The following is a 25,744-nucleotide window of genomic DNA, read 5'->3' on the forward strand; positions in this document are numbered from 1 at the left end:
AACGTGCTGCAGGAATATGACCATGAATTTGCCGAGTTTTTGTACTACACCCCGGCCGAAATCGATAAGGGCAGCCCCTTTTGGTTGGTCAGGGCGGGCCGGAACATCGCGAAGCCGGGATACCGGATCGGTCCGCGCAGAATCGAATGCAGCAGCATTCATTTTGTCACGGAAGGCAGCCTGATGGTTGAATATAAGGGACAGTCCTGCAGGCTGCAGGCGGGGGACGCGTTCTGCATGTATCCGAATGAAACGTATTTGTATTATAAGCCGGACGGCGAACCGTCCCTGCAGTTGACGTGGCTGGCCATGGACGGGCCCGGGATGGAAAAGATGCTGAGGCTGGCCGGATTCGATTTAGAGAAGCCCTGGTCCAGAGGACGGTGGACCCCGGAGCTGGAGGACCGGATCGGGCGGCTGTTTGCGGAGTGGAGAAAAGGGAAAGCCGATGAGCTTGCCGTCTCCCTGGGTTTGAAAGGGCTGCTGTACCAAACGTTATCCCTTTTAGCCTCGACCGCCGGCATGGGGGAAGGGCTTCGGAGCCCCGCAAAGAAAAGCAAAGCTTCGCAATGGACCGAATATATCGAATGGCATGCGGCCGAAGGGATCACGGTTCAGCAGGTCGCCGAATATGCCGGGTTGAACCGGACCTATTTTTCTGCGCAGTTCACCAAGGCCGTGGGTTTGACGCCCGCCCGGTATATTGCCAAGGTCAAAATGGACAAAGCCCAACAAATGCTGCGCGGGACGTCGGCCGCCGTTACGGAAATCGCCTATTCGCTGGGGTATCCGACGCTTTATGCCTTTACCCGGGCTTTCACCCATTATTGTTCGATGTCCCCGTCGCAGTACCGGAAGCAATATCAAACTTAGAGGGGCCCTTTTGGCATGGGTCCGTACGGCCTGCGCCGCTTCCATTCATTCGGATTTGGCAATTTGTCGGGTTGATGCATTTCCGTCATAAACGGCGCTACCTGTTGCGTTTCCGGTACGAGGCCGGAGTCATACCGGCATACCTTTTGAAGGTACGGTAAAAATGAGGCATGCTCTTGAAGCCGCAGGCGATGGCGATGTGCTCGATATTGTCGCTGGATTGCAGCAAGAGATCCTTGGCCGCGAAAATGCGCTTCGTCGCTATGTAATCGGTAACGTTCATGCCGACCCGCTGCTTGAAGACGCGGCTGAGATGGGCCGGAGAAACGGCCGTCCGTCTGGCAAGCCCGCCCAGCTCGAGGGGCTGATCGAGATGTTCGTTGATATAAGCAAGAACGTCCCTGAACCAGTCGGGACCCATGGGATCATGGGGAACGGCCGTCCCGGCGGATTGCTGCAGGCAATGCCGGTTTAAATGCAGCAGCGTCAGATGGAGCAATAACGCCATGGCATGAGTGCTGTCGGGACTTTGCTGCTCCCCTTCGCGCCGGATGGCGTCGATGTCGTCCTCCAGCTTTTTTCGATGCGAGGGAGAGAGGCTGTATTTGTACTGCTTGCTTTTTTTGGCCGAGTCAAACAATTTCAAATAAGGGTAAGCATCGCCGAAAGCCAAGTTTTGGATCAGCCGCGGGCTGAAAAAAACGGCGGAGGACGTCACCGGATCCTCTTTGTCGGGAAATGCGCGGTGCACCGTGTTGCCGGGAATGACGATGACGTCGCCCGGGTTCATCTCGTAAAAGGTCCGGTCGATAAAAAACGTGCCTTTCCCGCGGTAAACGTACACGAACTCGTACCATTCATGCAAATGGTCGGGAAGCTCGCGCTGCGGGCTTTTCGTTTCTTTGTAATGGAGAAGAAGAGGGAACGAACACTCGTTTTCCAGATGTTTGCGCATCGGTTTCATTGCGCCGCCGCCTTTCATGAACGGATGGAATGTACGATTATCTTATCAAAAAAAGGTATATATTTGTCTGTTCAGGCAATTTTTATTCTTTGATCGGATGTTTACAATAAGGTGGAATGGAGGCGGCTTACATGCGTATTGACGCTCATCAGCATTTCTGGAAGATCGATCGAAACGATTACGGCTGGATCACGCCGGAGTATCCGGTGCTTTTTCGCGACTATTTGCCTTCCGACCTTGAGCCGCATTTGCAAAAACACGGCATAAGCAAGACGGTTCTGGTGCAGGCGGCGCCAACCATAGAGGAAACCGAATTTATTCTCGGATTAAGCGAAAATGCTGATTTCGTCGCCGGCGTGGTCGGCTGGCTGGATCTGGATGATCCGTTTTTTATGGAACAGTACCTTCGTTTTTGCAAGCATCCGAAATTCATCGGGTTTCGCGTCATGATCCAGGATATGGAGGACCCCAACAAAATATTGTCGCCTGCTTATTTAGAAGCGCTTTCCTATTTCGCGGAAGAGGCCGTGCCGGTTGATCTGCTGGTATTGTCGCATCAGCTGCCGCAGCTTGTCCGATTGCTGGAACGGATTCCGCATCTACGGGGCGTCGTCGACCATTTGGCGAAACCGCCGATCGCTTCGGGAGGGATGGAGCCCTGGAGAAGCCACATGGCCGAAATGGCCCGATATCCGAACATATACTGCAAGCTGTCGGGGATGGTGACGGAGGCGAACCGCCGGGAATGGAAAATGGAAGATTTCACGGCTTACGTCCATGAAACGCTTGATTTGTTCGGGCCGGAAAGGGTGATGTTCGGCAGCGATTGGCCCGTGTGCCTTCTGGCTGCAACCTATGATGAAGTCGTGGACGTGTTGCGGCAAGCGCTGCAGGACCGGCTGCCCGCGGAAGCGATCGAAGCGGTCTTCGGCGCCAACGCCGCGAGGTTTTATAAGCTGAATCAGCCTTAAAAACGGGGGAGCGAAACGATGAAATACAGAAAGTTGGGGAACACCGGTCTGAATGTATCGGCATTAAGTTTCGGAGCGTCATCGCTCGGAGGGGTGTTCCGGGACGTTCGAAAGGAGGAAGGAATCCGCACGGTTCATACCGCCATCGACATGGGCATCAACCTGATCGACGTATCGCCCTACTACGGCCTGACGAAAGCGGAAGCCGTGCTGGGCGAAGCGCTGCGGACGATTCCGCGGGACCGCTGCGTTTTGTCCACGAAAGCGGGACGTTACGGGCAGGACGAATTCGATTTTTCGGCGGAACGCGTCATTCGCAGCGCGGAGGAAAGCATGCGGCGCCTGGGGACGGATTATCTCGACATTTTGCTGTTGCACGACATTGAATTCGGCACACCGGAGCAGGTTTTGGAGGAAGGGATCCCCGCTCTCGAACAGTTGAAAACATCCGGGAAAATCCGGTTTTTCGGCGTATCGGGCCTGCCGTTAAACATGATGGAAGCGGTATTGTCCCGTACCTCCCCGGATGTCATCTTATCGTATTGCCATTATTCCCTGAATGACACGACGCTGCTTGGTCTTCTTCCGTCGCTGGAACGGCAAGGGACCGGCCTGATCAACGCGTCGCCGCTGTCCATGGGATTGCTGGGCAACCGGGACGTGCCGGAGTGGCATCCCGCGGACGAGGACATCCGGGCCGTTTGCCGGCGGGCCGCCGAACATTGCCGGCGCCAAGGAGCGGACATTGCGAAGCTGGCGATCCAGTTCTCCACGTCAAATGAACGCATTCCGACGACGCTGGTCAGCACGGCAACCCCGGAACATATCCGCAACAATATTTTGTGGACGGAAGAACCCCTCGATGAACCATTGCTGCGGGAAGTGCTGGAGATCCTGAAGCCGATCGATGGCGCAACATGGCCGAGCGGACGGCCGGAATGGGGCGAACAGCCGAACCGGCAGAGCGGGGAGCGAAGATCATGAAGGGGATCATCTGCGAGGAGGTCGGACGCTTCGAGTTTCGGGAGGATTTGCCGGAGCCGCAAATGCGAGAGTGCGAAGCGATCGTAAGGATTCGGAGGATCGGCATCTGCGGAACCGACCTGCACGCGTACCGGGGCCATCAGCCTTATTTTGCCTACCCGCGCGTGCTCGGCCACGAACTTGCCGGGACGATCGAGCAAATCGGCCGTAACCGGGAAGGGCTCCGGGCAGGCGATCAGGTCAGCCTGATCCCGTACGTTCATTGCGGCCGTTGCCGGGCCTGCCGCAGCGGGAAAACGAACTGCTGCCAACATATGGAGGTGCTCGGCGTCCATGTGGACGGCGGGATGCGTGAGAGAATTGCGGTGCCCGTGCATTGTCTCATCAGGACGGAAGGACTGACGCTGGATCAGGCGGCGATGCTGGAGCCTCTGGCGATCGGCGCGCATGCCGTCCGCCGTTCGGGGGTGGGCGCCGGCGACCAGGTGCTCGTCATCGGCGCCGGACCGATCGGGCTTGGCGTGATGGCGATGGCACGTTTCGCCGGCGCGGGGATCATCGCGATGGACGTGAACGACGATCGTCTTGCTTTTTGCAAGGTCTGGGCCAAGGCCGAGCATACGGTAAACGCGCTCCGGGAGCCGAAGGAGCGGCTGGCCGAGCTAACGGACGGCAGCTTCCCGGCATACGTTATCGACGCCACCGGAAATGCCTCTTCGATGGAAAGCGCCTTTGGGCTCGTCGGCCACGGCGGCTCCCTGACCTACGTCGGGTTGGTGAAAGGCGCCATCACCTTTAGCGACCCCGAATTCCATGCACGCGAACTGACGCTGCAGGGCAGCAGAAACGCTACGCGGGAGGATTTTGAACGGGTGCTTGCGGCGATATCGGCGGGAGATATCGATGTCGGCCGTTACATTACCCACCGCTGCGGATTCGAAGACATGATCGGTCAGTTCGATGCCTGGCTCCAACCGGAGTCGAAGGTAATCAAGGCTTTGGTGGAACTGGACTGATCGCTCAGCATACCGCCATGTTGGCGGACTGGAGAAGCGGCGTGGCTAATATCGGACCGATAAAAAGTAAAAATCGGGCGGGCATGTAAAAAGATGCGAATGGTGCCCATCCGTCCGTCGCAGGGATAATGAATTTGTTACGCTGGATGATCAAGAGTCAAGCTGGCAACGGCGACTCTAAATTAAAGAGATGGAGAGTGAAGCTTCGTGAAGGAACGACCCACGCGCCCGAAATGCTCGCTGCTGTTCGAGGAACCTGCCAACGCATGGGAGGAGGCGCTGCCGATCGGCAACGGCCGGCTGGGGGCCATGGTATACGGCCAGCCTCGGCAGGAGCGGCTCCAGCTCAACGAGGATTCCGTGTGGTACGGCGGACCGCGAGACCGCAACAACCCGGACGCCAAAGAGAATCTGCCGGAAATCCGGAGGCTTATCTTCGAGGGAAAACCGAGGGAAGCGGAGCGCCTGGCCGGGCTTGCGCTGTCCGGCCTGCCGGAAACGCAGCGGCACTACCTTCCGCTAGGGCATCTGCTGCTGGATTTTGCGCTTCCGGCCGGCAAGCCGGAAGGCTACTCCCGGATGCTGGATTTGGACCATGCTGCCGTAACCGTCAGCTTCAAGCAAGGGGGCGTTACGTTCCAGCGTGAATGGTTCGCCAGCTATCCCGATCAGGTCATCGTCATCCGACTGACCGCAGACCAGCCGGGATCCATCGGCTTTTCTGCGCGACTGGAGCGGGGACGATGGCGGTATGCGGACAGAACCGGAAGAACCGGAGACGATGCCATCTGGATGAGCGGCAGCTGCGGCGGCGAAGGCGGCAGCCTGTTCGGCACGGTATTGAAGGCGGCGGCGGAAGGCGGAACGCTGAAGGCTGTAGGCGAGCATCTCCTGGTGGAGAAGGCGGATCACGTTACATTAGTGCTGGCTGCGGCAACAACGTTCAGGACCCGGGATCCGCTTCGGGATGCCATGAAAAGGGCGGAACGCGCCCTGTCGCTAAGCTACGGGGACCTGTATCAGCGCCACGCCGACGATTACCGCGCATTGTTTGGCCGGGTTTCGCTCTCCCTCGGTCCGACTGACGCTGAACTTGAACGCATGAGCCTCCCGGACCGCATGGAGCGCATGCGCCGCGGCGGAGCGGATCCGGGACTGCTTGCGCTGTATTTTCAATATGGACGCTACCTGTTGATTGCAAGCAGCCGTCCCGGCTCGCTTCCCGCCAATCTGCAAGGCATTTGGAATGAGCACTTCCTCCCGCCGTGGGACAGCAAGTATACGATCAACATCAACGCCCAAATGAACTATTGGCCGGCGGAATCATGCCATCTTGCGGAGTGCCATGGGCCGCTGTTCGATCTGCTGGAACGGATGCGTGAGACGGGCAGGCGTACGGCGGGCGTCATGTATGGCTGCAGGGGATTTGCGGCTCATCATAATACGGACATTTGGGCCGATACGGCTCCTCAGGATTCATACCTCCCCGCTTCCTACTGGCCGATGGGCGCGGCGTGGCTTTCGCTGCATTTGTGGGAGCATTACCGTTTTTCGATGAACGCGGAGTTTCTGAGGCAGGCGTATCCCACGCTTCGGGAAGCGGCGGAGTTTCTGGTCGATTACGTGGTCGAAACGCCGGGGGGCGAAATGGTGACCTGCCCGTCGGTATCCCCGGAGAACACCTATATTCTTCCGAACGGAGAATCGGGCGTTCTGTGCGCAGGGCCATCGATGGACACCCAAATCATCCGCGAGTTGTTTGCGGCGGTCCTTGAAGCGGAGGCGATCCTTGGCGTTGCCGGGAACGAAGCCGTTGGAGGGGAGCTGAAACGCGTGATGGACAAACTGCCGCAGCCAAAGATCGGCAGGTACGGCCAACTGCAGGAATGGTACGAGGATTATGAGGAAGCCGAACCCGGCCATCGCCATATTTCGCATTTGTTTGCCCTGTATCCCGGCAGCCAAATCACGCCGGAGGGAACGCCGGAGCTGGCCAAGGCGGCGAGAAGCACGCTGGAACGGCGCCTTGCGAACGGCGGCGGCCACACGGGCTGGAGCCGGGCGTGGATCATCAATTTCTGGGCGAGGCTCAGGGACGCGGAAGCGGCGGCAGATCATCTCGCTGCGCTTTTGATGCATTCCACGCTGCCAAACTTCCTGGATAACCACCCGCCGTTCCAGATTGACGGAAATTTCGGCGGGACGGCCGCGGTAGCCGAGATGCTGCTGCAGAGCCATGCCGGTCGGCTTGAGCTGCTGCCGGCTCTGCCCGCTTCCTGGTCGGAGGGGGCCGTCAAGGGGCTTCGCGCCAGGGGCGGCTTTACCGTCGACATGGCGTGGAAAGCAGGGAAGTTGACGCACGCGACGATTGTATCCACCGTTGGGGGCCCGTGCACGGTTCGTTACCGGCAGCCCGTCGTGGTGAAGAGGGATGGAAACACGATATCCCAAGGAAACAACCGGGAAGGTTTCATCCGTTTTTATACGGAACCGGGAGCAGCCTACCGGATCGAAACGGAGAATTTGCTCCCATCCATATAACAAAGGAAAGGGAAATTCCATAAGAAGGAAGCCGGTCCGCTTGCGGATCGGCTTCCTTTTGTTACGGCGGCCGCACTGAAAAATTCCCGTCTCACGATATATCAATTGGATATTCGTATATATCATTGTTTAAATCCAAGTCGTCATTTACAATTTTTTGTGATTTAGTGAATGACGAAGTTATGTATACCAGGCGTTGAATGCCAAAGGTTGACAAGGCCAGGGTTCCTTTGCGCGCTCATGAAAGCGCTTGTTTGGAACGGTCCGGGCCGAAGCGCCGCGGAAAACCAAACGAATCCGAATGGGATTCACGGAGCGACATGCCGGGAATCCGCAAAACGAAGGGAGACGATAAACATGCTTCGAATCGTGCAGGTGGAAAACGGGTTGGTTCAGGGACTGCCGGCAGCCGACCCCCGAATCACAAGTTTCAAGGGCATCCCATTCGCCGCCCCTCCCGTAGGCGAAAACCGGTGGCGGGCCCCGCAGCCGGCCAAGGACTGGGAAGGGGTGCTTAAGGCGTACGAATTCGCGCCGATCTCGATGCAGGTGAGGCAGGAGATCGACGACAACAACATCTATACCCGGGAATGGGCCGTGGAACCGGACATCGCCATGGACGAGGACTGCCTCTACCTGAACGTATGGACACCGGCCAAACGTACCGATGAGAAGCTGCCGGTCTATGTATGGTATTTTGGGGGAGGTCTTCAGGTCGGCCATACGGCTGAAATGGAGTTCGACGGCGAACGCATCGCCAGAAGAGGGATCGTGGTCGTCACGATCAACTACCGCCTCAACGTTTTCGGATTTTTATGCCATCCCGAAATTACGGCGGAAGCGCCCGAAGCGCCGGCTAACTTCGGCCATCTCGACCAACAGGCGGCCACAAGATGGGTCAAGCGCAATATCGCGGCTTTCGGCGGCGACCCGGACAACATTACGATCGGCGGACAGTCCGCCGGCGGCGGCAGCGTGATGACCCAGCTGACTTCGCCTCAGAATGAGGGGCTCTTTCAGAAGGCGATCATTCAAAGCGGGATCTTTACGAAGCTTTATCCGGGAACTCGCACGCCTCCGCTTCGGCGTCACTTGGCTGAAGCCGAACGGGACGGCGTCAAATTTTTTGAGTACCTCGGCGTATCCTCGCTTGCGGAAGCCCGGCAGCTGGATGCAGTCGCTCTCCGCGACAAGGCTGTGCAATACCAGGGTTTCTGGGGCACCGTCGCTGACCAGGTGTTTAGCGTAGGCAACGCGTTTGAATTGTTCCTTGAAAACAAGCGCTGGAAAGTGCCGGTCATGTTTGGCCACACGTCATCCGAGTTTTTCAGCGTTCCGGACGCCGATTCGCCGGAAGACTTCAAGCATCTCGCCGCGGACATGTTCGGAGACGATGCCGAGGTGTTCCTGGAGCTTTGCGGCGCGACGTCGGCCGACATGGAGGAGATCCGAAAGAGGGCTTCGGTGAGCGGCATCGAATATGCGATCCGGATCGCCGCGCAGGCCAATGCCGAGAACGGTTCCGGTACTCCGTTGTATTATTACAATTTTGATGCCGAAATCCCGGGCTGGGATCATCCGGGCACCTTCCACTCGGTGGATCTCTGGTTTTTCTTCGAAACGCTGGCAAAATGCTGGCGGCCGTTTGTCGGCAAACATTACGATTTGGCCCGCCAGATGTGCAATTACTGGGCCAACTTCATCCGTACCGGAGACCCGAACGGGCTGGATTCGACGGGAGAAGAGCTGCCGAGATGGGAGCCTTATACCCCCGAAGCTCCGTATGGCATGCTTTTTGCCGATCGGGCCGAATTTTGCAAAGAACCCCCAAGCGAGATCATGAAATTTCTGGTGCACCAATATTTCAAGAAAAACGGGTCCGCTCTGCAACCGGAGGTATAGCAAGGGGAACGCCGAATGTTAACCCTTTGCCTGCTGTTGGAATTTTCTTGGCGTATAGCCTGTCATCTGTTTGAACTGCCTGCAGAAGTGCTCGACATTTTGATAACCGCATCGGGAAGCGATATCGGCAATGCTTTGGGTGCTGTGAATTAAATATTCTTTGGCCAACCGGATTCGGCTGTTGATGACGTCTTCCATGCAGGTGACTTTAAATGTTTTTTTGTAGATGCTTTGCAGATAGCCCGGGCTGATTCCGAGATCATCCGCCATTTTCGCAATCGTCCAGTAATCGCCCGGATCGTTCTGGATCGCGGTACGAAGTTTCAACAAGTTATAGTACTGAGGCGTGACGGGTTCATGGAAATAAGATTCGAGCAGCTTGTTGAACAGCGTTCGCAGCAAACAGTCGATGGAGGATGCCTTGTAATCCCGGTGAAAGTTGTGTTCGATGGTCAACAGTTCAAGCAGCTTGTGGCAATAGTCCGGATCATCCAGGGCAAAAGGGACTCCGAGCGGCAGCGGCGATTCGGTAATATAGGGTTCGTTGGATTCGAAGCGGATCCAGTCGTTGATGAATTGATCGGCGCATGCCCGATAATAAACCTTCTGCTGCGGGCGGTAGAGAATAGCGCTATGCGAAGGATATTCCTTCAGATCTCCATTGACCCAGAACAGCGCGGGAGTTTTGGTGATGACAAGGAGCCAGTGATAACCCATAGGAACATCGATCACAAAGTTGCCCGGGTGCGTCGTGTTGCACTCGACAAAATGAATATGGGCCAATCCTTATCCCCCCTGTGGAATGATGTCTCTACTATACCATATCGAGGAAAATAGGAACGATAGAGGTGCGCATGGCCCCAAAACAGGCAAAGAGTAAACATCGGGCGAGGATGTAAAGAGATGCGAATTGCGTTTGGGCTTCACGGCCCGTCATAATATCATATCGAAATGCAGAATCTGCTCCCATTGAATAACAAAGAAGGGAGAATTCCTATGACCGACCATTCAACCATATCCATGAACGACTCGGGAGGTCCGGCGGCACCTCGGGACCCTGAATACTTGCATGAGGGTGATCCAACTCCTGAAGCCGTGATCGATCCCCCGGTTGACTTTGCATCGCAGTCCTACCGTGACATGATCGCCAAATCTCTGCTGAATCGGGGCAACAATAAGCGATTGAAAGCGGCCATCGAAAAAGCGAAGAGAGGCGAGCCGGTGACCATCGCCTATATCGGCGGTTCCATAACCCATGGCGCCGGGGCCGTCCCGCTTCCCGTAAATTGTTATGCTTACAGGTCGTACGAGCTCTTTAGGAAGCGGTTCGCCTCCTCCGAGGGACGTTCGGTCCGTTTCATCAAAGCGGGGGTAGGCGGCACGCCGTCGGAGCTGGGGATCGTCCGTTACGATCGGGATGTGCTCCGGAACGGCAAGGAGAATCCGGATATCGTGGTCGTGGAGTTTGCCGTCAATGACGCCGGCGACGAAACGCGGGGGAATTGCTACGAAAGCTTGGTGCTCAAGGCGCTTGACGGCCCCGGCCAGCCTGCCGTAATTTTGCTGTTCAGCGTGTTTTTGAACGACTGGAATCTTCAGGATCGGCTGGCTCCGGTCGGGTGGCATTACGACCTTCCCATGGTCAGCATCAAGGATGCCGTCGTGGAGCAGTTCCGTTTGGCCAGGGACCAAGGAGGCGTCATCTCCAAAAGGCAGTTTTTTTATGATATCTATCATCCGACGAATAGCGGGCATCAAATCATGGCGGATTGCCTGGACTGGCTGTTCGAAGTCACGGACCGGTCTGCTCCGGACGCGGAGGATATCGCGACCGATAAGCCGCCGTTGATCGGCCGTGATTACGTTCACACCCGGCTGCTCGATCGCCTGAACGGTAATAGCGTCGCCCGGATCGATCCCGGCGGTTTCCGGGAGACCGATACGGATCTGCAGCTCGCGGAAATGGACGACCATGATGACGGCACGCCCCAGTTTCCCTATAACTGGATGCATACGGCCGAATCGGGAGACGGCCATTTCAGCATGACCCTCCGGAGCAAGCGCCTCATTCTCGTATTCAAAGACTCGGGAAGCAGCGAATTCGGAACCGCCGAGATTCGGGTGGACGGGCAGCATAAGATGTTCGCCGATCCGCATGAAATAAACTGGACCCACTGTAACGCGGTGATTTTGGTTGATGAGCAGGAATCAAAGGAGCATACGGTGGAGATTGGCATGGCCGAGGGCAGCGAACATCAACGTTTTACCATTTTGGGGTTTGGTTACGTGCCGTAAGATCAGTCACGGAGAAGGAAGCCTCTCCTTTGATGGATAGGCTTCTTTTTTATTTGGGACACCGTCGCTGCAGCCCGAAATCATGTTTAAAACTTACAAATGCCATTTAGATTCTCTATGGTTGTTTTCCGGAAATCCATTTAACATGATCCATGGGCTTGCAGTTTCATCAGGAACCGCCGGCTTCGGAACCGATTGTTGCATTCATCGTTTTGGCATGCGCGTGCAAGCTCATTTTTTGAAAGCGCTGTACTTTGAAGTGCAGCGAGATCCAAAGGGGGGTATTTATGAGGAAGCGTAAGTCGATGGTGCTGGTATGGTGTTTGATTCTAGTCCTGATGGCCTCTTGCAGCAGCGGTTCGGGAGGAGGCGCGGCCAACCCGGATGCAAGCGGCGGGAATTCCGCCGGGGGAAGCACGGATGCACCCGCGAAGCCGGATGATAAAGAAGAAAGCAACACGTCGGAAATGGATTTCGACATGGGCGGCCGGACGATCAAATGGGTATCCTGGTACGACGAATCGATCAAGGAAGATAATCCGGACAACATCAAGAAGAAGCAAAACCTGGACGAACTCATGAAAAAGCACAACTTTAAAATGGAATACGTCATGATCGACTACAGCGAGTACGTGAATAAAGTGACGTCATCCCTGCTGGCGGGAGAGCCGATCGGCGACATCATCCGGATGGCCAGACCTTGGATGATTCCGACGCTCGTGAAGCAGGATTTATTTTCGCCGGTGGATGAATATACGAAAAATCAGAACGTGTTTATTCAGCAGTACACGAACGATTATTCACAGTTTGAGGGCAGGGGCTACGGCTTCAGGGCAGGCATCAACGGCGCTTCATCGGGCATTTTTTATAACCGGACCTTGATGGGGAAACTCGGCCTCAAACCGCTGCAGGAATACGTGAACGAAAATAACTGGAATTGGGAGACGTTCATTCAAGCCGCAAAAGAGGCTAACAAAGACACAAACAATGACGGCAAGCTGGACATATGGGGGCTCGCTTCCGCTTCGATCTTAGTGCAGGCTTTGGCGGCCAACGACGCGAATCTCGTTTCAGAGGGCAAACAAAATCTTGAAGATCCCAAAACGAAAGAAACCTTAGACTTCATCTCCCGCCTCGCAACGGAACATATCGCCAGGCCTACGGAAGGGGGAGATTGGACCGAACCCGGCCAATTTTTCCGCCAAGGAAACACGCTGATGTATGCCGGAAGCGATTACGAAATGGATGGGTTTAAAAAGGATATGCCCGATTTGGATATCGGATTTCTGCCTTTTCCTAAGGGACCGAGCGCCACGGAATACCGCTCCCATCTTACGATTCCCAATTACTTGACGATTCCGAAGGCGGTCGAACATCCCGAGCAACTGGTTTATATCTATGAAAAAATCAACGATATCGAGTCCATCTACGATTACCCGAAACAGTCAACGCTCGAAACGTTGTTCAAAAACGAAGACGATATCCACAATGCCAAAATAGCAGGGGAAGTCATCAACGTCGTCGACGGCAAAGACGGGTATCCTTCCATGCCTTATTACGAACTTGTCGGAGAAATCCTGGAAGGAAATTCCGTTTCCACGGTCATCGGGAAATATAAAGAGCCGTTCCAGGCTTCGATCGATGAAGTTTGGAAAAAGTAGCGATTATGCATACCGTCTCCACATAAGAAAATAACTGAGGCGGGGGCTCCTCATTCAAGGAGGTGCTTCTGCCCCGCCTGTTTCCTGGCCGCGGATGGAGGATAGCCCTTCATTTCCTTGAACAACTTGCTGAAATAATAAATATCGTCAATTCCGCACATCTCCGCCGCGTTTTTTACCGTAAAATCGCCGGATGACAGCATCATTTCGGCATTGTTGATGCGAATGCGTTTGACATACTCCTTGATCGTCGTACCGGTACTCTGCTTAAAGAGCCTGCCCAAATATACGGGGTGCAGCTGCAGCCATTCCGCCAATTCGGCGATCGAGAGATTTTCCGAGTAGTGCTCTGAAATGTATTCGGTTAATTTTTTGATCCGCGGATCCATCGGCATGGGCGCTTTGCGGTAATGGTTGCTGAGCAGACGGTGGAGGATGAGTTCGAACAAGGCGCGCGCTTGGATGTGGTAAAACGGCTGCTTGCTCATCCATACATGGTTGAATTCACGTATATACCCCAGAATCTCCTTGGTGATCACTTTCTTCGTGACGCCTTTGAACGGGAGATGAACATGATTATACGGTTCGGCCCAAAAAAAGTTGAACGGATACGAATGCATGGGGAACTCCTTGAACGTATGGGCTTCCCTGATGCTTCCTTCCGGGACGTACACAAGGTCGCCTGCTTCGGCAGTGAATTTTTCTCCATTAATATAGTAATTCGCCATGCCGTCTACCACGAACGTCAGATCATGAAAATCGATTTTCGCTTTTTGGATCGTCCACTCGGGAAAGCATCTGCGGTCAATGAACAGAAAAATATTCGGAACAAGATGGGGATGATGCTCGATTTCCAAGGACACCGCCTCCTATAAGCTAATCATAGATTCCGCTCCAAAAATTTCAAGAGAAAAAAGCAATTCATTGCGCTCTCAATAAAGGGGGTTTTTTGCATGGTTACCTTAACCGGATTCGCGGACGAGATTTCTTCCGATTTGGAAGAGCAGCTGGACGTGCTCGAATCGGAACATATCCGTTACCTGGAGCTGCGAGGGGTCTGGGGAAAGAACGTAATGAACTTAACCGAAGAGGAAGCGGCAAAGATCAAAGAACGTCTGAACCGGCGGGGATTCGGCGTTTCCTCGATCGGCTCTCCCTTAGGAAAAATAAAAATTACCGACGATTTTGATTCTCATTTTGCGGATGCCGCGCATGCCATACGGTTGGCAAAGTTTTTTCAAGCCAAGTTTGTCCGCATATTTTCCTTCTATATTCCGGACGGAGAACATGAAACATTCCGCGAGGAAGTATTCGGCCGCATGAAACGGCTCGTTCGGCTGGCGAATGACGCCGGAATCGTTTTGCTCCATGAGAATGAAAGCCATATTTACGGCGATACGGGGGAACGCTGCCGGGACATCTTGGAGGCGGTTTCATCGCCCGGCTTGAGGGCGGCCTTCGATCCCGCGAATTTCGTGCAGTGCAAGGTAAAACCCGTGTCCGAGGCCTACCCGCTGCTGGCCGATTATATTTCGTATATTCATGTCAAGGATGCACTCATGGACAATGGTACGGTTGTCCCTGCCGGCGAGGGAGACGGTCAAATGCATTTGCTTCTCCAAGAACTGAAGCGAACGGGATATTCCGGATTCATGTCTTTGGAACCGCACCTGCAGGCAACCGGAAGATATGCGGGACTTGGCAAACCCGAATTGTTCGTGGTAGCCGCCAAAGCCATCAAACGGCTGCTGGCTGAACAAGAAATGAAGTGGAACTAGAACGTCGCATAAACGTTGCATGACTAGGAGAGACGAACGGATCCGTCAAGGACCGGGGTGGTCGCCAGGCTTCCCATGAAATCATGTTCGCGCAGTGATCGTATTAGCGAGACGACGATGTATAAGGAGATGATAACAAGATGTCACGGTTTAAGAAACCCGTCTGTGCATGGTTGGCATGCTGCACGATGTTGTCACTTATATTTAGCGTTTCGGTGTCGGTACCTAACAAAGCTTTGGCGGCAAGCGATGTAACGATCAATTTGGCGGCCGAGAAGCAAGTGATCCGCGGGTTCGGAGGAATCAACCATCCGGTATGGGCGGGAGACTTGACGGCAGCGCAACGGGAAACCGCATTTGGCAACGGGGACAACCAATTGGGCTTCTCCGTTTTACGAATTCATGTGGATGAAGATCGGAATCAGTGGAGCAAGGAAGTCGAAACGGCCAAAAGCGCGATCGCGCGCGGAGCCATCGTTTTTGCTTCACCTTGGAATCCCCCAAGCGATATGACCGAGACCTTCAATCGTAACGGAGATACATCGGCCAAACGGCTCAGATACGATAAATACGCTGCCTATGCGCAGTATCTCAACGATTTTGTTACGTATATGAAAAATAACGGCGTCGATTTGTATGCGATTTCGGTCCAAAACGAACCTGACTATGCGCATACCTGGACGTGGTGGACGCCGGCAGAAATGCTTCGCTTTATGAAAGAAAATGCCGGGTCCATCCAATGCCGGGTAATCGCTCCCGAGTCATTTTCTTATCTGAAAAACATGTCGGACCCGATTCTGAATGATCCCCAGGCCCTTGCCAACATGGATATTCTGGGCGCCCATCTGTACGGCACTCCGTTCGACAACTTTTCTTATCCTCTATTCAAAGAAAAAGGAGCGGGGAAGGATCTCTGGATGACGGAGGTCTATTACCCCAATAGCGATAATAATTCGGCGGATCGTTGGCCGGAAGCGCTGGATGTTTCCTATCATATTCACAAAGCGATGGCCAAGGGGGATTTTCAGGCTTACGTATGGTGGTATATCCGCAGGCAGTACGGTCCGATCAAGGAGGATGGTTCGATAAGCAAGCGGGGTTACAACATGGCTCATTTCTCCAAGTTCGTTCGCCCTGGTTACGTGAGGATCGATGCAACGGAGAATCCGGATACCGACGTATATACATCCGCCTATAAAGGCGACAACAAGGTTGTGGTCGTGGCGATCAACAGGGGCACTTCGGCCAAAAGCCAACATTTCGTCCTGCAAAACGGAACGGCATCCAAGGTATCTTCATGGGTGACGGACGCCGGCCGCAATCTGGCCCCCGGGTCTGTTCATACGTCCGGAGATTCATTTACGGCGCAGCTTCCAGCCCAGAGCGTGACCACGTTTGTGGTTGACTTGGGCAGCAACGGCAGCACTTACGAAGCAGAAAGCGGCACGACATTGACAGAGGCGGTCGTTGAAACCGTCAATCCCGGATATCACGGCACCGGATACGTTAACTTTAATGCCTCATCCGGCGCAGCCGTTCAGTGGAACGGTATTTATTGCGCAGTGGCCGGAACCAAAAACGTGAATTTTCGTTACGCGCTGGAATCCGGTTCAAGAAAAGTGGATGTTTACGTCAACGGGACAAAAGCGATCAGCAATGCTGAGTTTACAGCGACCGGCAGCTGGTCCACCTGGAGAAATCAAACGATTCAAGTATCCATGAACAGCGGAATCAACACGTTAAAAGTCGTTACAACCGGGACGGAAGGGCCGAATATGGACAGCGTTACCGTTTCGCCAGGTTCGTAACGCGGCAGGCAGCGGATTCAATGTTTTATAAGCTTATAAGGGAAGGCCCATCCGCAGAAGCGGGGAGCCTTCCCTTATAAAATGCCGTAAAACCAAAAAAAGTAAAAATACGGCATGCAAGTAAAGAGATGCGGATTGTTTTGTCAATGAAATCCATGAATAATAGAAATGATACGCTTCTAACACTATGAAACGAAATGGGGTTGCACGCTTGCGTATTTCCAGAATAAGCATGGTCACGCTTCTTCTTACGATCACGTTCCCGTTGTCTATGCTGGCGTCTTGCGACGGGAAAGGCTTAACGAATCAGAGCGGTTTGCCGTTGAAGAGTGATGGAGAATATACCTATACAGAGCCTGGATTAAGGAAGTACAACCCGCCGATCGAGCTGACCTTCGTGCGGGAGACGAGCGATGATTTGGACAATCTCATCAAAACGTTTCCGGGAGAAACGCTGGAAGATAACCGGTGGACCCGGCTGTATGAGCAAGTTCTGGGCATCCGGATCAAGTATGATTGGACAGCCAAAGGCACCCTCTATAACCAGAAGCTGGGCGTTGCGCTTGCCTCGGGAAACCTGCCTGATGTCGTGAGAGTCGATGCAGATCAGCTGCGTCAGCTGAGCAATGCAGGCCTGATTCAGGATTTGACCGAAGCCTATGAGAAATATGCGGCGCCGTTCACGAAGGAAATTTTGGGCCAGGAGGGGACCGGGCCGTTTGAAGCGGCCACGGTAGACGGTAAATTGATGGGAATTCCCGAGACAAGCTCATCGATCGAGGGAGCACAGTATATTTGGATCCGGACGGATTGGCTGGACCGTCTCGGATTACAGCCGCCACAAACGATGAATGACGTCCTGAACATTTCGAAAGCGTTTACAGAAAATGACCCCGACCGAAACGGAAAAAATGATACTTTGGGGCTCCCGGTGACCCAATATTTGTGGGATCCCGTGATGGGCTTGTCGGCATTTATGGCCGGTTACGACGCCTTCCCTAATATATGGATTCGCGATCCATCCGGCAAGCTCGTATACGGAGCCGTTCAACCTGAAGTCAAGACTGCGCTGAAAGTCCTTCAGGACATGTATCGGAACGGAGAAATTGACGAGGAATTTATGTTTAAGGACGGCATCAAGGTAAAAGAACAAATTATCGCAGGAAAATATGGCATGATGTACGGCGAACAGTGGGGGTCGTTTGTCGTGCAAGGAAATCATGAGCGGGACCCGGAAGCAAGGTGGCAGGCATTTCCCATCGTATCGGCGACGGGGAACGCGGCGAAAGTGCCGCTCCGCTTCGCAACCCATCAATTTCTTGCCGTCCGCAAGGGGGTGGCTCATCCCGAAGCGGTCGTCAAGCTGTTCAATTTGCATCTTGAAAAGAACTGGGGAGCAACGGCCGAATACGAAACCTATTACAGCACCCCTTATCCGGCGTGGCAGCTTTCTCCCGTCACTCCGTATCCGGCGCTGAAAAATCTGAATGCCTATTACCAAATCGAAGAAGCTCGGCGAACCGGGGACTCTTCCGTGCTTAAGGATGAGGCAAGGGCGATTCAAAAAAACATCGAGGCCTACCTTACCCGGAACGATCCGTCCGGTTGGGGCTGGGAACGAACCTACGGCCCGTCGGGGGCTTTTTCCATCCTTGACCTTTACAAAAGGAACAACCAGTTATTGTATGAAAGCTTTGTGGGTGCTCCAACCGACACGATGATCGAGAAACAATCCATTCTCGACTCCCTGGCGATGGATACGTTCACCAATATTATCCTTGGTCGTCCCATCGAAGAATTCGATCATTTCGTCGAGGAGTGGCATCGATTAGGCGGTGATAAAATGACAGCCGAAGTCAATGAATGGTACTCGAACAAACAGAAAGATTAGTGCATCGGAGGCGTTGTTTTGATTAGGATTCCTGTGAATTCATTGCGTCATACCATCCTGGCCAGGCTTGTCCTGATGTATGTGGTGGTGATCCTCCCGATCATTCTGCTCGGCGTTTATTTGTACAATTGGAGCTATAAAAACGCAAGCGAAGAAATATCCAGAAATGCGCTGGCGCAGCTGTCGTCCTATCTCGAGGGGCTGAACCGGGAAATCGAATGGCTGGAAATTCAGCAGTTCGATATTTTGCAGGAAAGCGAGCTTCATAAAATCGCCGTCACGTGGGAGAAGATGGACAGCGCGGAGAAAAGGTCCAGCGTTAATTATTTGCTCCATCGTCTGACCTCCATAAAAAACAGCAGCCCGTATATTAAAGATATTTATGTCCATATTCATTCGATCGATAAAACGATTTCGGCAAGCAACGCCGTTCGCGCCCTGGACAGGCAAAGATATGAAGAAATACGATCCATCGGCGAACGAAGCGGCAGCCGGCTGGTCCGGCAGGGCGATTCGCTTCAGCTGACGGCGTCGAAGTACGGCGGAAAAAATGACGAGGATCCGCTGTATCTCGTTCAAATCGAATTGGATAACGACAAGCTGAAGGATTCCATGGGACCGCTCGGCGCGTATCCCGAAAGCGGATCAATTCTGATCGCGGAGGCGGCGGGATTCACTTTATCCAGCACGGGCACGCCGCAGGGATTGCCGGAGGAATGGATCAAGGCGGCCAAGGACTTGGATGACAGCACGATGCTGCTCGATATCGGCGGAAGGGAATACCATTTCAACATCGCCCATTCCGACAAGCTGGGCCTCTCCCTCGTATCGTACTTACCGGAAGGAACGGTGAGGAGGCCGCTGATCAAATTCAATTTATGGGCATGGGTATTCGCGGTAACTTCGGTTTTTGCAATCGTCGTGTATGCCTTTTCCACTTACCGTTACGTTCATCGCCCGCTCCTTTCGCTCGTCCAAAGCTTTCGCAGAATGGAGGGCGGGACTCTTGATATTCCGATCCGCCATGAGCAAAAGGATGAATTCGGCTATTTATATGACCGGTTTAATCAGATGCTCGTCAAACTTCAGACCTTGATCGACCAAGATTTCAAACAGAAATTGATGATGCAGAAGGCGGAACTGAAGCAGCTGCAGTCGCAAATCAAACCGCATTTTCTGTATAACAGCTTTTTTATCCTGAACTCGCTGGCCAAGACGGGCGACACCGACCGGATCGAGCAGTTCACGATCATGCTCGGCGAATATTACCGGTTCATCGCCCGCAACGGCGAGGACCACGTCACGCTGTCGGAAGAAATCAAGCATGCGAGAATGTATACGGAAATCCAGCAGCTCCGGTTCTCCCGGCGCATCCGCGTCCAATTCGACGAATTGCCGGAGGCCATGCGGCGCATCAAGGTGCCGAGATTGATCGTCCAACCGATGATCGAAAACGCCTATGAACACAGTCTGGAGAACATGCCGAACGAAGGGTTCCTTCGCGTCACGTTTGAACATACCGACGCGGAATGTCTCATCAAGGTGGAGGATAACGGGGACAGCATCGACGATGCCGGGCTCGAAGCCCTTCAGCATCGGGTATCAGGTCCTGCCGAATCCCATGAAATGACGGGGATCATGAACATCCACCGGCGAATCCTGCTCACTTACGGAGAAGGCAGCGGACTGTTTTTGTCGAGAAGCAAGCTTGGCGGGCTTGAGGCCGCCATACGAATCAAATTCAGGGAGGAGAGCGGGGATGTATAGACTGCTGATCGTTGACGATGAAGACATCATTACGGACGGACTGTATGAAGTGTTCAATCGATATCATCCGGAGCGGCTCGACGTGTGCAAAGCTTATTCCGCCAAAGAAGCGCTGGGCTGGATGTCGCGTACGAGAATCGATATCGTCTTGACGGATATTGCCATGCCCGGCATGAACGGCCTGGAATTATCCGAAGAAATTCAGAAGTACTGGCCGAGATGCAGGGTGGTGTTCTTGACCGGGCACAGCGAATTCGAATATGCGTACCGTGCCATCCAAATGACGAATGTCCGTTATGTGTTGAAGACGGAAGGGTACGGCAAGGTGATCGACACCGTGCAGGCGGTCCTGGACGAAATGGACCGTGCTCGTCATGACAGCCTGCTGCTGGAACAATCCCGCGAGCAGCTGCTTGCGTACCGGTTCATGGCGCAGGGCGACTATATGAGGCATCTTCTTCAGAACAGCCGTGTTTTGTGCAGGGATGCGGGGGTGATGGTCCGCGAATTCGGCAAGCTGGACATCGGACTCGACCCTGCCCAGCCGGTCGTGCTGGTCCTTGGCCGCATTTCGTACCCGGAGGGCAGGACGTATACCGAAAGATCCGAAATCCTGTCCTCCGTCAGAATGGCCTGGGACACCTATTTTTCGGATAGGGCCCGAAGCATGGGGATCATCGATAAGCACGGCGACCTTTTTTGGTTCCTTCAACCGTCTGGGCGGGCCGAAGGCAGGCTTGACAGCCATTTTATCCGTTTCGTGGAGGGGACGCTGGAGATGATTCAGGAATCATGTCTCGGTTCTCTTGGGTTGACCATCGGATGGACGCTGAGCTGCGAAGCATGCAGATGGGAATGCTTGACGAGGCAGTACGAAAGGCTGCGGGAGCTGCAGCAGCTAAGGATCGGCAGCGGGGGCGCCATCATTGTGCGCGACGGCTTCGAGCCGCTCGATGGATTGGCCGGCAAAGAAAGCTTTGCGGACAGTCAAAAGGCGGAAGTGCTGAGGGCTTATCTGGAATCGGGCAGAAACGAGGAGTTTCTTCAGGAGCTTGAAGAGGTGGCGGGCAACGCGCTGAAAATGAGCGGAAATGTACAGTTAACGATTGAAACGTATTATACGGTCGCGTTGATGCTTCATTCCTGCATAGGCCGTATGGGAATGCACGGCCGAATCGACGATGCCGGGCAATTGATGCGGCTAAACGATCATCCCACGATGGAAGCGGCGTTCGGTTACCTCAAGCGCGTCGCGGAATCCATTTTTCAAAGCAAACAAACGCAGGAGAGGGACAGGGCCTCGCTGATCGTCGACCGGATTTGCGAGTACGTCGAGGAACACTTGAGCGAAGATTTGTCTCTGGTGCGCCTCGCGGAAATCCATTATTTCAACCCGTCGTATTTGTCACGGTTTTTCAAGCAGGAAAAAGGAATCAATTTATCCGATTTTATCGACAAATGCCGCGTGAAGAAAGCCAAGGAGATGCTGCGGGACAACGATTTGAAAGTGCGGGAGGTGGCATTATCCGTCGGTTACGAGGCGGCCCATTCGTTCACCCGCTTTTTCAAAAAGGCGACGGGGCTTACGCCGCAGGAATACCGGGATACGCTGTCTTTGAATTGACGGTCTGACTAGAGTTTGGGGGGTAATCCGGACGGATTAGACGGGTTGTTCCCGCGGAGCGCAAGCTTTACGCTTTTAAGAGAGTTGGGTTAAAGACTAAAAATGCTGAATAACGGGAGTTGACGCAAAAATGAATGAAGTCGTTCATGCACCGATCGGCAAACTGCCGCAAAACGGAAATCCGCTTGTCGCCCATAAGTTCGGGGCCGACCCCTATGTGCTTGTGTTCAACGGGCGCGTATACCTCTATAATACCGACGACGTATTGGAGTACGACGAGCAAGGAGAGGTCAAGGAGAACAGCTACAACACCATAAACCGCATATCGGTGATTTCCTCGGATGATCTCGCGAACTGGACGGACCATGGCGTCATTCAAGTCGCAGGTCCGGAAGGAGCGGCCAAATGGGCGACGCAATCCTGGGCGCCGGCTGCGGCCCACAAAAGAATAGACGGCAAAGACCGTTTCTTCCTGTACTTTGCCAACAACGCCAGCGGCATCGGCGTGCTGACGAGCGACAGTCCGACCGGGCCGTGGGTCGATCCGATCGGGAGGCCGCTGATCGCAAGGGATACGCCGGGCGTTCAAGGCGTCGTATGGCTCTTCGACCCGGCCGTCCTGGTGGACGAAGACGGCAAGGGATATATATACTTCGGCGGCGGCGTGCCGGAAGGAGAGCATGAGAGCCCGGGGACCGCCCGCGTGATGCGGCTGGGTGACGACATGATCAGCGTGGTCGGCGAAGCCGAGCCGATCCCGGCTCCGTTTATGTTCGAGGATGCCGGCATACATAAGAAGGACGGCACGTATTACTTTTCGTATTGCTCCAACTTCTACGATGGGATACGGCCGGAAGGGAGCCCCCCGGCGGGAGAGATTGCCTATATGACCAGCACCGGCCCGATGGGACCCTGGACGTACCAGGGATCGATCCTTAAAAATCCCGGCCATTTTTTCGGTGTCAGCGGGAATAACCATCATGCCATTTTCCAATTTCATGAAAATTGGTATATTGCTTATCACGCGCAGACTTTATCGAAGGCCATGGGCGTGCAGAAGGGATATCGGTCCACTCATCTGAACCAAGTGTTCATGGACGAAGAGGGAGCGATTCTCCCCATCGAAGCGGACATGGTCGGCGCTAAGCAGATCAAGCCGCTGAATCCGTATGCCCGCGTCGGGGCGGTGACGATTGCTTGGTGCGCGGGTGTGAACGTGCGGCCGTTCCAGCCTGATGGAGGGGGACAGGACGGGCCGCTTATGGTCTTGGCGGATATCCATCATGGCGATTGGACGGCCGTGTCCGGCGTTGATTTCGGCGCCGGGGCCTCCGCGTTTGCCGCATCCGTGTCGTGCATGAATGACGGGGGAGTCATTGAGCTTCGCTTGGACAGTCCTGAAGGCCCACGGATTGGTACGCTTCAGGTGCCTTCGACCGGCGGACAGTGGAGCGAGGTGACGACGCCCGTCAGCGGTGCGGAGGGCGTTCATGATTTGTTCCTGATCTTCAAAGGAAAGCCGGACACCGAGTTGTTCCGGTTAGGGGATTGGCAATTTAGGTAAGCAAGCCGGGATGAACGTTTGTCATGTTGTGCCATGGAAAGAATGCCGTCCGATTTAACGGGCTGCATTCTTTTATTATTGGACCTTCGCTGCCTCGCGGTCGGAAAGATCATTCCAGGAGCCGGTATCCGATCCTTGCAATAGGAAGCCGCTAAGTCTGCAACCAGCATAATTCTAGGTTTTCTCAGGTAAACGAACGGGAATCAACGGGTATTTCGTTCGAAATGAAAGCGCTAAAATGGGGTTGTGAAGGCGCCTGCGCTTTGCATTGGTTCGCATACAATCCATCCGGATGCGGCTTTGACGCTGAAATATATCGAATCGGGCCATATCGAAGGAGGCGAGTGCAATGAACACGATGGAGACGGTAATGAATGATTCGGGCAGCGGACCGATTCTGCGGGCATGCGGGATCAAACGGATCTTTGGCAGGGGGAATACGGCCGTGACCGCTTTGGAGAATATCGATCTGAATATTCCGCCTGGAACGATCGTGGCTTTGAGGGGGCGCTCGGGTTCCGGAAAGACGACGTTATTGAACATCCTGAGCGCATTGGACGATCCGACGGAGGGGCAGGTGTATTTCAAAGGAAGGGAAATCACCGGATTATCCGGCTCCGAACGCAGCCAGATCCGGCGCAGGGAGATCGGCCTTGTGTTCCAGTCCTATGGTTTGATGCCGCTGATGTCGGCTTACGAGAACGTCGAATTCGGGCTGCGTATCGCGGGACTGAAGGGGAAACGGGATGCGGTGGAGGATGCGCTTGACCGCGTCGGCATGCGGGAGCGGATGAAGCACCGGCCGTCCGAGCTGTCAGGCGGCGAACAGCAGCGCGTAGCCATTGCCCGCGCGATCGTCCACCAGCCCGTCCTGCTGATTGCGGATGAGCCGACCGCCGAGCTGGACAGCAAGATGGGGCTGCAGGTCGTCCGCATTTTTCGCGAGCTGGTGAATGAGTCGGGGATGACGGTCGTTCTCACGACGCATGACCCCGGCATGATGGAGCTTGTCGATCACATTATCGCATTGGAGGATGGAACTATTGTATCGCAGACAACGAACGAATCTCCCCTTATCTAACAAAGACCGTCGCTTGAGCCGAATTGCCGCGCTGCTGACGGCGCTGATGCTGCTTTCGGGCTGTTCGCTCCTGCCGGTCGAACCGGAAACGCTGCAGCCGCCTTTGGTCGAGCCGGCCAAAGAACAGTTTAACGTCGTGCAGGCGAGCCGCGGGAAAATTCAGACCTTCCTGAAGGGGACGGCTTATTTCGTGTCGGCCCAATCCGAAGCGCTGTCCTTCAAGGATCTGGGCGGGAGGCTGAAATCGATTCAGGTGACGTTGGGCCAGTCCGTGAAGGCGGGCGATCTGCTGGCCGAGCTGGAGACGGGCGACCTGGATTTTCAGGTTCGCCTGCAGCAGCTGAATGTAGAGCGCGCCCAGCTGCTGTACGACCAGGCGCGCGAGGCTGGCGCCGGCGCCGTCGACCTGCGGCTCAAGGAAATCGACCTGGAGCGCGAGCGGATGTCGCTGCAGGAGATGAAGGCCAGGCTGGGGCAATCGCGCTTGTACGCTCCCGTTTCGGGAACGGTGACGTTCGTCGAGAAGCTGAATGCGGGAGACAACGTGAACGCTTATCAAGCGATCATCACCGTCTCCGACCCGAACAAAGTGCAGCTGACGTACGTTGCGGCGGACAGCAAGGATCTGAACCCGGTCAAGGCCGGGATGCCCGTCAGCCTTAAGTATAAAGGCAAGGACTATAAAGGGAAGGTCCTCCAGTCCCCTTCGAATTTGCCGGCTGCCGCAGACAGTACGAAGGCCGAAAAGAACGGGGTAACGATCTTCATGAGTATGGACAACGCCCCGGGCGACGTCAAGGTCGGCGACAGCGCCGAGCTGACGATTGAGCTACAAAAGCGGGATAACGCGATCATTGTGCCCCGCTCTGCCATCCGCTCCTATATGGGGCGTTCCTATGTTCAGATCGCCGAAGGAGACCGCCGCAAGGAGGTTGACATCGAGATCGGATTGACGACGCCGACGGAAGTCGAGATCGTCAAAGGACTGGAGGAAGGCCAGAAGGTCATCCTGAACAATTAACGT

General features: G+C 54.6%; 20 protein-coding genes. 17 read left to right on the top strand and 3 right to left on the bottom strand.

Going from position 1 to position 25,744, the window contains the following annotated elements; translation table 11 throughout:
• The first annotated feature begins 3 nt into the window (after positions 1 to 3).
• Complete coding sequence (locus NYE48_RS11060) at positions 4 to 873, top strand: AraC family transcriptional regulator (RefSeq protein ID WP_340998564.1); 870 nt, start codon at positions 4 to 6, stop codon at positions 871 to 873.
• A gap of 97 nt (positions 874 to 970) precedes the next feature.
• Here NYE48_RS11060 and NYE48_RS11065 read toward each other — a convergent pair whose 3' ends face one another.
• Positions 971 to 1,837 (bottom strand): AraC family transcriptional regulator, encoded by an 867-nt coding sequence (locus NYE48_RS11065; protein ID WP_340998565.1) that lies wholly within the window; start codon positions 1,835 to 1,837, stop codon positions 971 to 973.
• Positions 1,838 to 1,968: 131 nt separating this feature from the next.
• Here NYE48_RS11065 and NYE48_RS11070 point away from each other — a divergent pair, with 131 nt between their 5' ends.
• The 5 genes from NYE48_RS11070 (at position 1,969) to NYE48_RS11090 (ending at position 9,251) form a co-directional block, all read left to right on the top strand.
• Positions 1,969 to 2,808 carry an amidohydrolase family protein gene (locus NYE48_RS11070; RefSeq protein WP_340998567.1) on the top strand — a complete coding sequence of 280 codons (840 nt, stop codon included), beginning with the start codon at positions 1,969 to 1,971 and terminating at the stop codon, positions 2,806 to 2,808.
• Positions 2,809 to 2,826: 18 nt separating this feature from the next.
• The gene (locus tag NYE48_RS11075; RefSeq protein ID WP_340998569.1) at positions 2,827 to 3,792 is read left to right on the top strand and encodes an aldo/keto reductase; all 966 of its coding nucleotides are present in this window, start codon (positions 2,827 to 2,829) and stop codon (positions 3,790 to 3,792) included.
• Positions 3,789 to 4,808 (top strand): zinc-binding alcohol dehydrogenase family protein, encoded by a 1,020-nt coding sequence (locus NYE48_RS11080; RefSeq protein WP_340998572.1) that lies wholly within the window; start codon positions 3,789 to 3,791, stop codon positions 4,806 to 4,808. Before NYE48_RS11075 ends, NYE48_RS11080 begins: the two co-directional genes overlap by 4 nt.
• Positions 4,809 to 5,015: 207 nt before the next feature.
• The gene (locus NYE48_RS11085) at positions 5,016 to 7,349 is read left to right on the top strand and encodes a glycoside hydrolase family 95 protein (protein WP_340998573.1); all 2,334 of its coding nucleotides are present in this window, start codon (positions 5,016 to 5,018) and stop codon (positions 7,347 to 7,349) included.
• 357 nt (positions 7,350 to 7,706) lie between these two features.
• Positions 7,707 to 9,251: a carboxylesterase/lipase family protein gene (locus NYE48_RS11090; protein WP_340998574.1), complete on the top strand. Its 1,545-nt coding sequence runs from the start codon at positions 7,707 to 7,709 to the stop codon at positions 9,249 to 9,251.
• 18 nt (positions 9,252 to 9,269) lie between these two features.
• Here NYE48_RS11090 and NYE48_RS11095 read toward each other — a convergent pair whose 3' ends face one another.
• Positions 9,270 to 10,034 (bottom strand): helix-turn-helix transcriptional regulator, encoded by a 765-nt coding sequence (locus NYE48_RS11095; protein ID WP_036711512.1) that lies wholly within the window; start codon positions 10,032 to 10,034, stop codon positions 9,270 to 9,272.
• 213 nt (positions 10,035 to 10,247) lie between these two features.
• On the opposite strand from NYE48_RS11095, the gene NYE48_RS11100 reads away from it, so the two are divergent.
• The 3 genes from NYE48_RS11100 (at position 10,248) to NYE48_RS11110 (ending at position 13,207) form a co-directional block, all read left to right on the top strand.
• Positions 10,248 to 11,546, top strand: a complete 1,299-nt coding sequence (locus NYE48_RS11100; protein ID WP_340998578.1) for an SGNH/GDSL hydrolase family protein — start codon at positions 10,248 to 10,250, stop codon at positions 11,544 to 11,546.
• Positions 11,547 to 11,628: 82 nt separating this feature from the next.
• Positions 11,629 to 11,847 (top strand): hypothetical protein, encoded by a 219-nt coding sequence (locus NYE48_RS11105; protein WP_156124613.1) that lies wholly within the window; start codon positions 11,629 to 11,631, stop codon positions 11,845 to 11,847.
• Positions 11,834 to 13,207 (top strand): ABC transporter substrate-binding protein, encoded by a 1,374-nt coding sequence (locus NYE48_RS11110; RefSeq protein WP_036711516.1) that lies wholly within the window; start codon positions 11,834 to 11,836, stop codon positions 13,205 to 13,207. Before NYE48_RS11105 ends, NYE48_RS11110 begins: the two co-directional genes overlap by 14 nt.
• A gap of 50 nt (positions 13,208 to 13,257) precedes the next feature.
• On the opposite strand, the gene NYE48_RS11115 is transcribed toward NYE48_RS11110, so the two are convergent.
• Positions 13,258 to 14,064 carry an AraC family transcriptional regulator gene (locus NYE48_RS11115; protein ID WP_340998580.1) on the bottom strand — a complete coding sequence of 269 codons (807 nt, stop codon included), beginning with the start codon at positions 14,062 to 14,064 and terminating at the stop codon, positions 13,258 to 13,260.
• Between the two features lie 96 nt (positions 14,065 to 14,160).
• Between NYE48_RS11115 and NYE48_RS11120 the strand changes: the two genes are divergently transcribed.
• The 8 genes from NYE48_RS11120 (at position 14,161) to NYE48_RS11155 (ending at position 25,741) form a co-directional block, all read left to right on the top strand.
• Positions 14,161 to 14,985 carry a sugar phosphate isomerase/epimerase family protein gene (locus NYE48_RS11120; protein WP_340998582.1) on the top strand — a complete coding sequence of 275 codons (825 nt, stop codon included), beginning with the start codon at positions 14,161 to 14,163 and terminating at the stop codon, positions 14,983 to 14,985.
• 140 nt (positions 14,986 to 15,125) lie between these two features.
• Positions 15,126 to 16,793, top strand: coding sequence for a carbohydrate-binding protein (locus tag NYE48_RS11125; RefSeq protein ID WP_340998584.1), 1,668 nt, complete (start codon positions 15,126 to 15,128; stop codon positions 16,791 to 16,793).
• A gap of 232 nt (positions 16,794 to 17,025) precedes the next feature.
• On the top strand, positions 17,026 to 18,684 hold the full coding sequence (locus NYE48_RS11130; RefSeq protein WP_445324066.1) for an extracellular solute-binding protein: 1,659 nt from the start codon (positions 17,026 to 17,028) through the stop codon (positions 18,682 to 18,684).
• A gap of 18 nt (positions 18,685 to 18,702) precedes the next feature.
• On the top strand, positions 18,703 to 20,451 hold the full coding sequence (locus tag NYE48_RS11135) for a sensor histidine kinase (RefSeq protein ID WP_445323966.1): 1,749 nt from the start codon (positions 18,703 to 18,705) through the stop codon (positions 20,449 to 20,451).
• Entirely contained in the window at positions 20,444 to 22,075 is a 1,632-nt protein-coding gene (locus tag NYE48_RS11140) for a response regulator transcription factor (protein WP_212947798.1), read from the top strand. Before NYE48_RS11135 ends, NYE48_RS11140 begins: the two co-directional genes overlap by 8 nt.
• A 130-nt stretch (positions 22,076 to 22,205) precedes the next feature.
• A complete protein-coding gene (locus tag NYE48_RS11145; RefSeq protein WP_340998585.1) occupies positions 22,206 to 23,639 on the top strand; it encodes a glycoside hydrolase family 43 protein in 1,434 nt (477 codons plus the stop codon).
• Positions 23,640 to 23,997: 358 nt separating this feature from the next.
• A complete protein-coding gene (locus NYE48_RS11150) occupies positions 23,998 to 24,720 on the top strand; it encodes an ABC transporter ATP-binding protein (protein ID WP_341000632.1) in 723 nt (240 codons plus the stop codon).
• Positions 24,674 to 25,741 (top strand): efflux RND transporter periplasmic adaptor subunit, encoded by a 1,068-nt coding sequence (locus tag NYE48_RS11155; protein ID WP_036711525.1) that lies wholly within the window; start codon positions 24,674 to 24,676, stop codon positions 25,739 to 25,741. Before NYE48_RS11150 ends, NYE48_RS11155 begins: the two co-directional genes overlap by 47 nt.
• The last annotated feature ends 3 nt before the right edge of the window (positions 25,742 to 25,744 follow it).

It is taken from the genome of Paenibacillus sp. FSL M7-1455 (assembly GCF_038004655.1).
In the GTDB taxonomy this organism is placed as follows: Bacteria; Bacillota; Bacilli; order Paenibacillales; family Paenibacillaceae; genus Paenibacillus_AQ; species Paenibacillus_AQ cookii.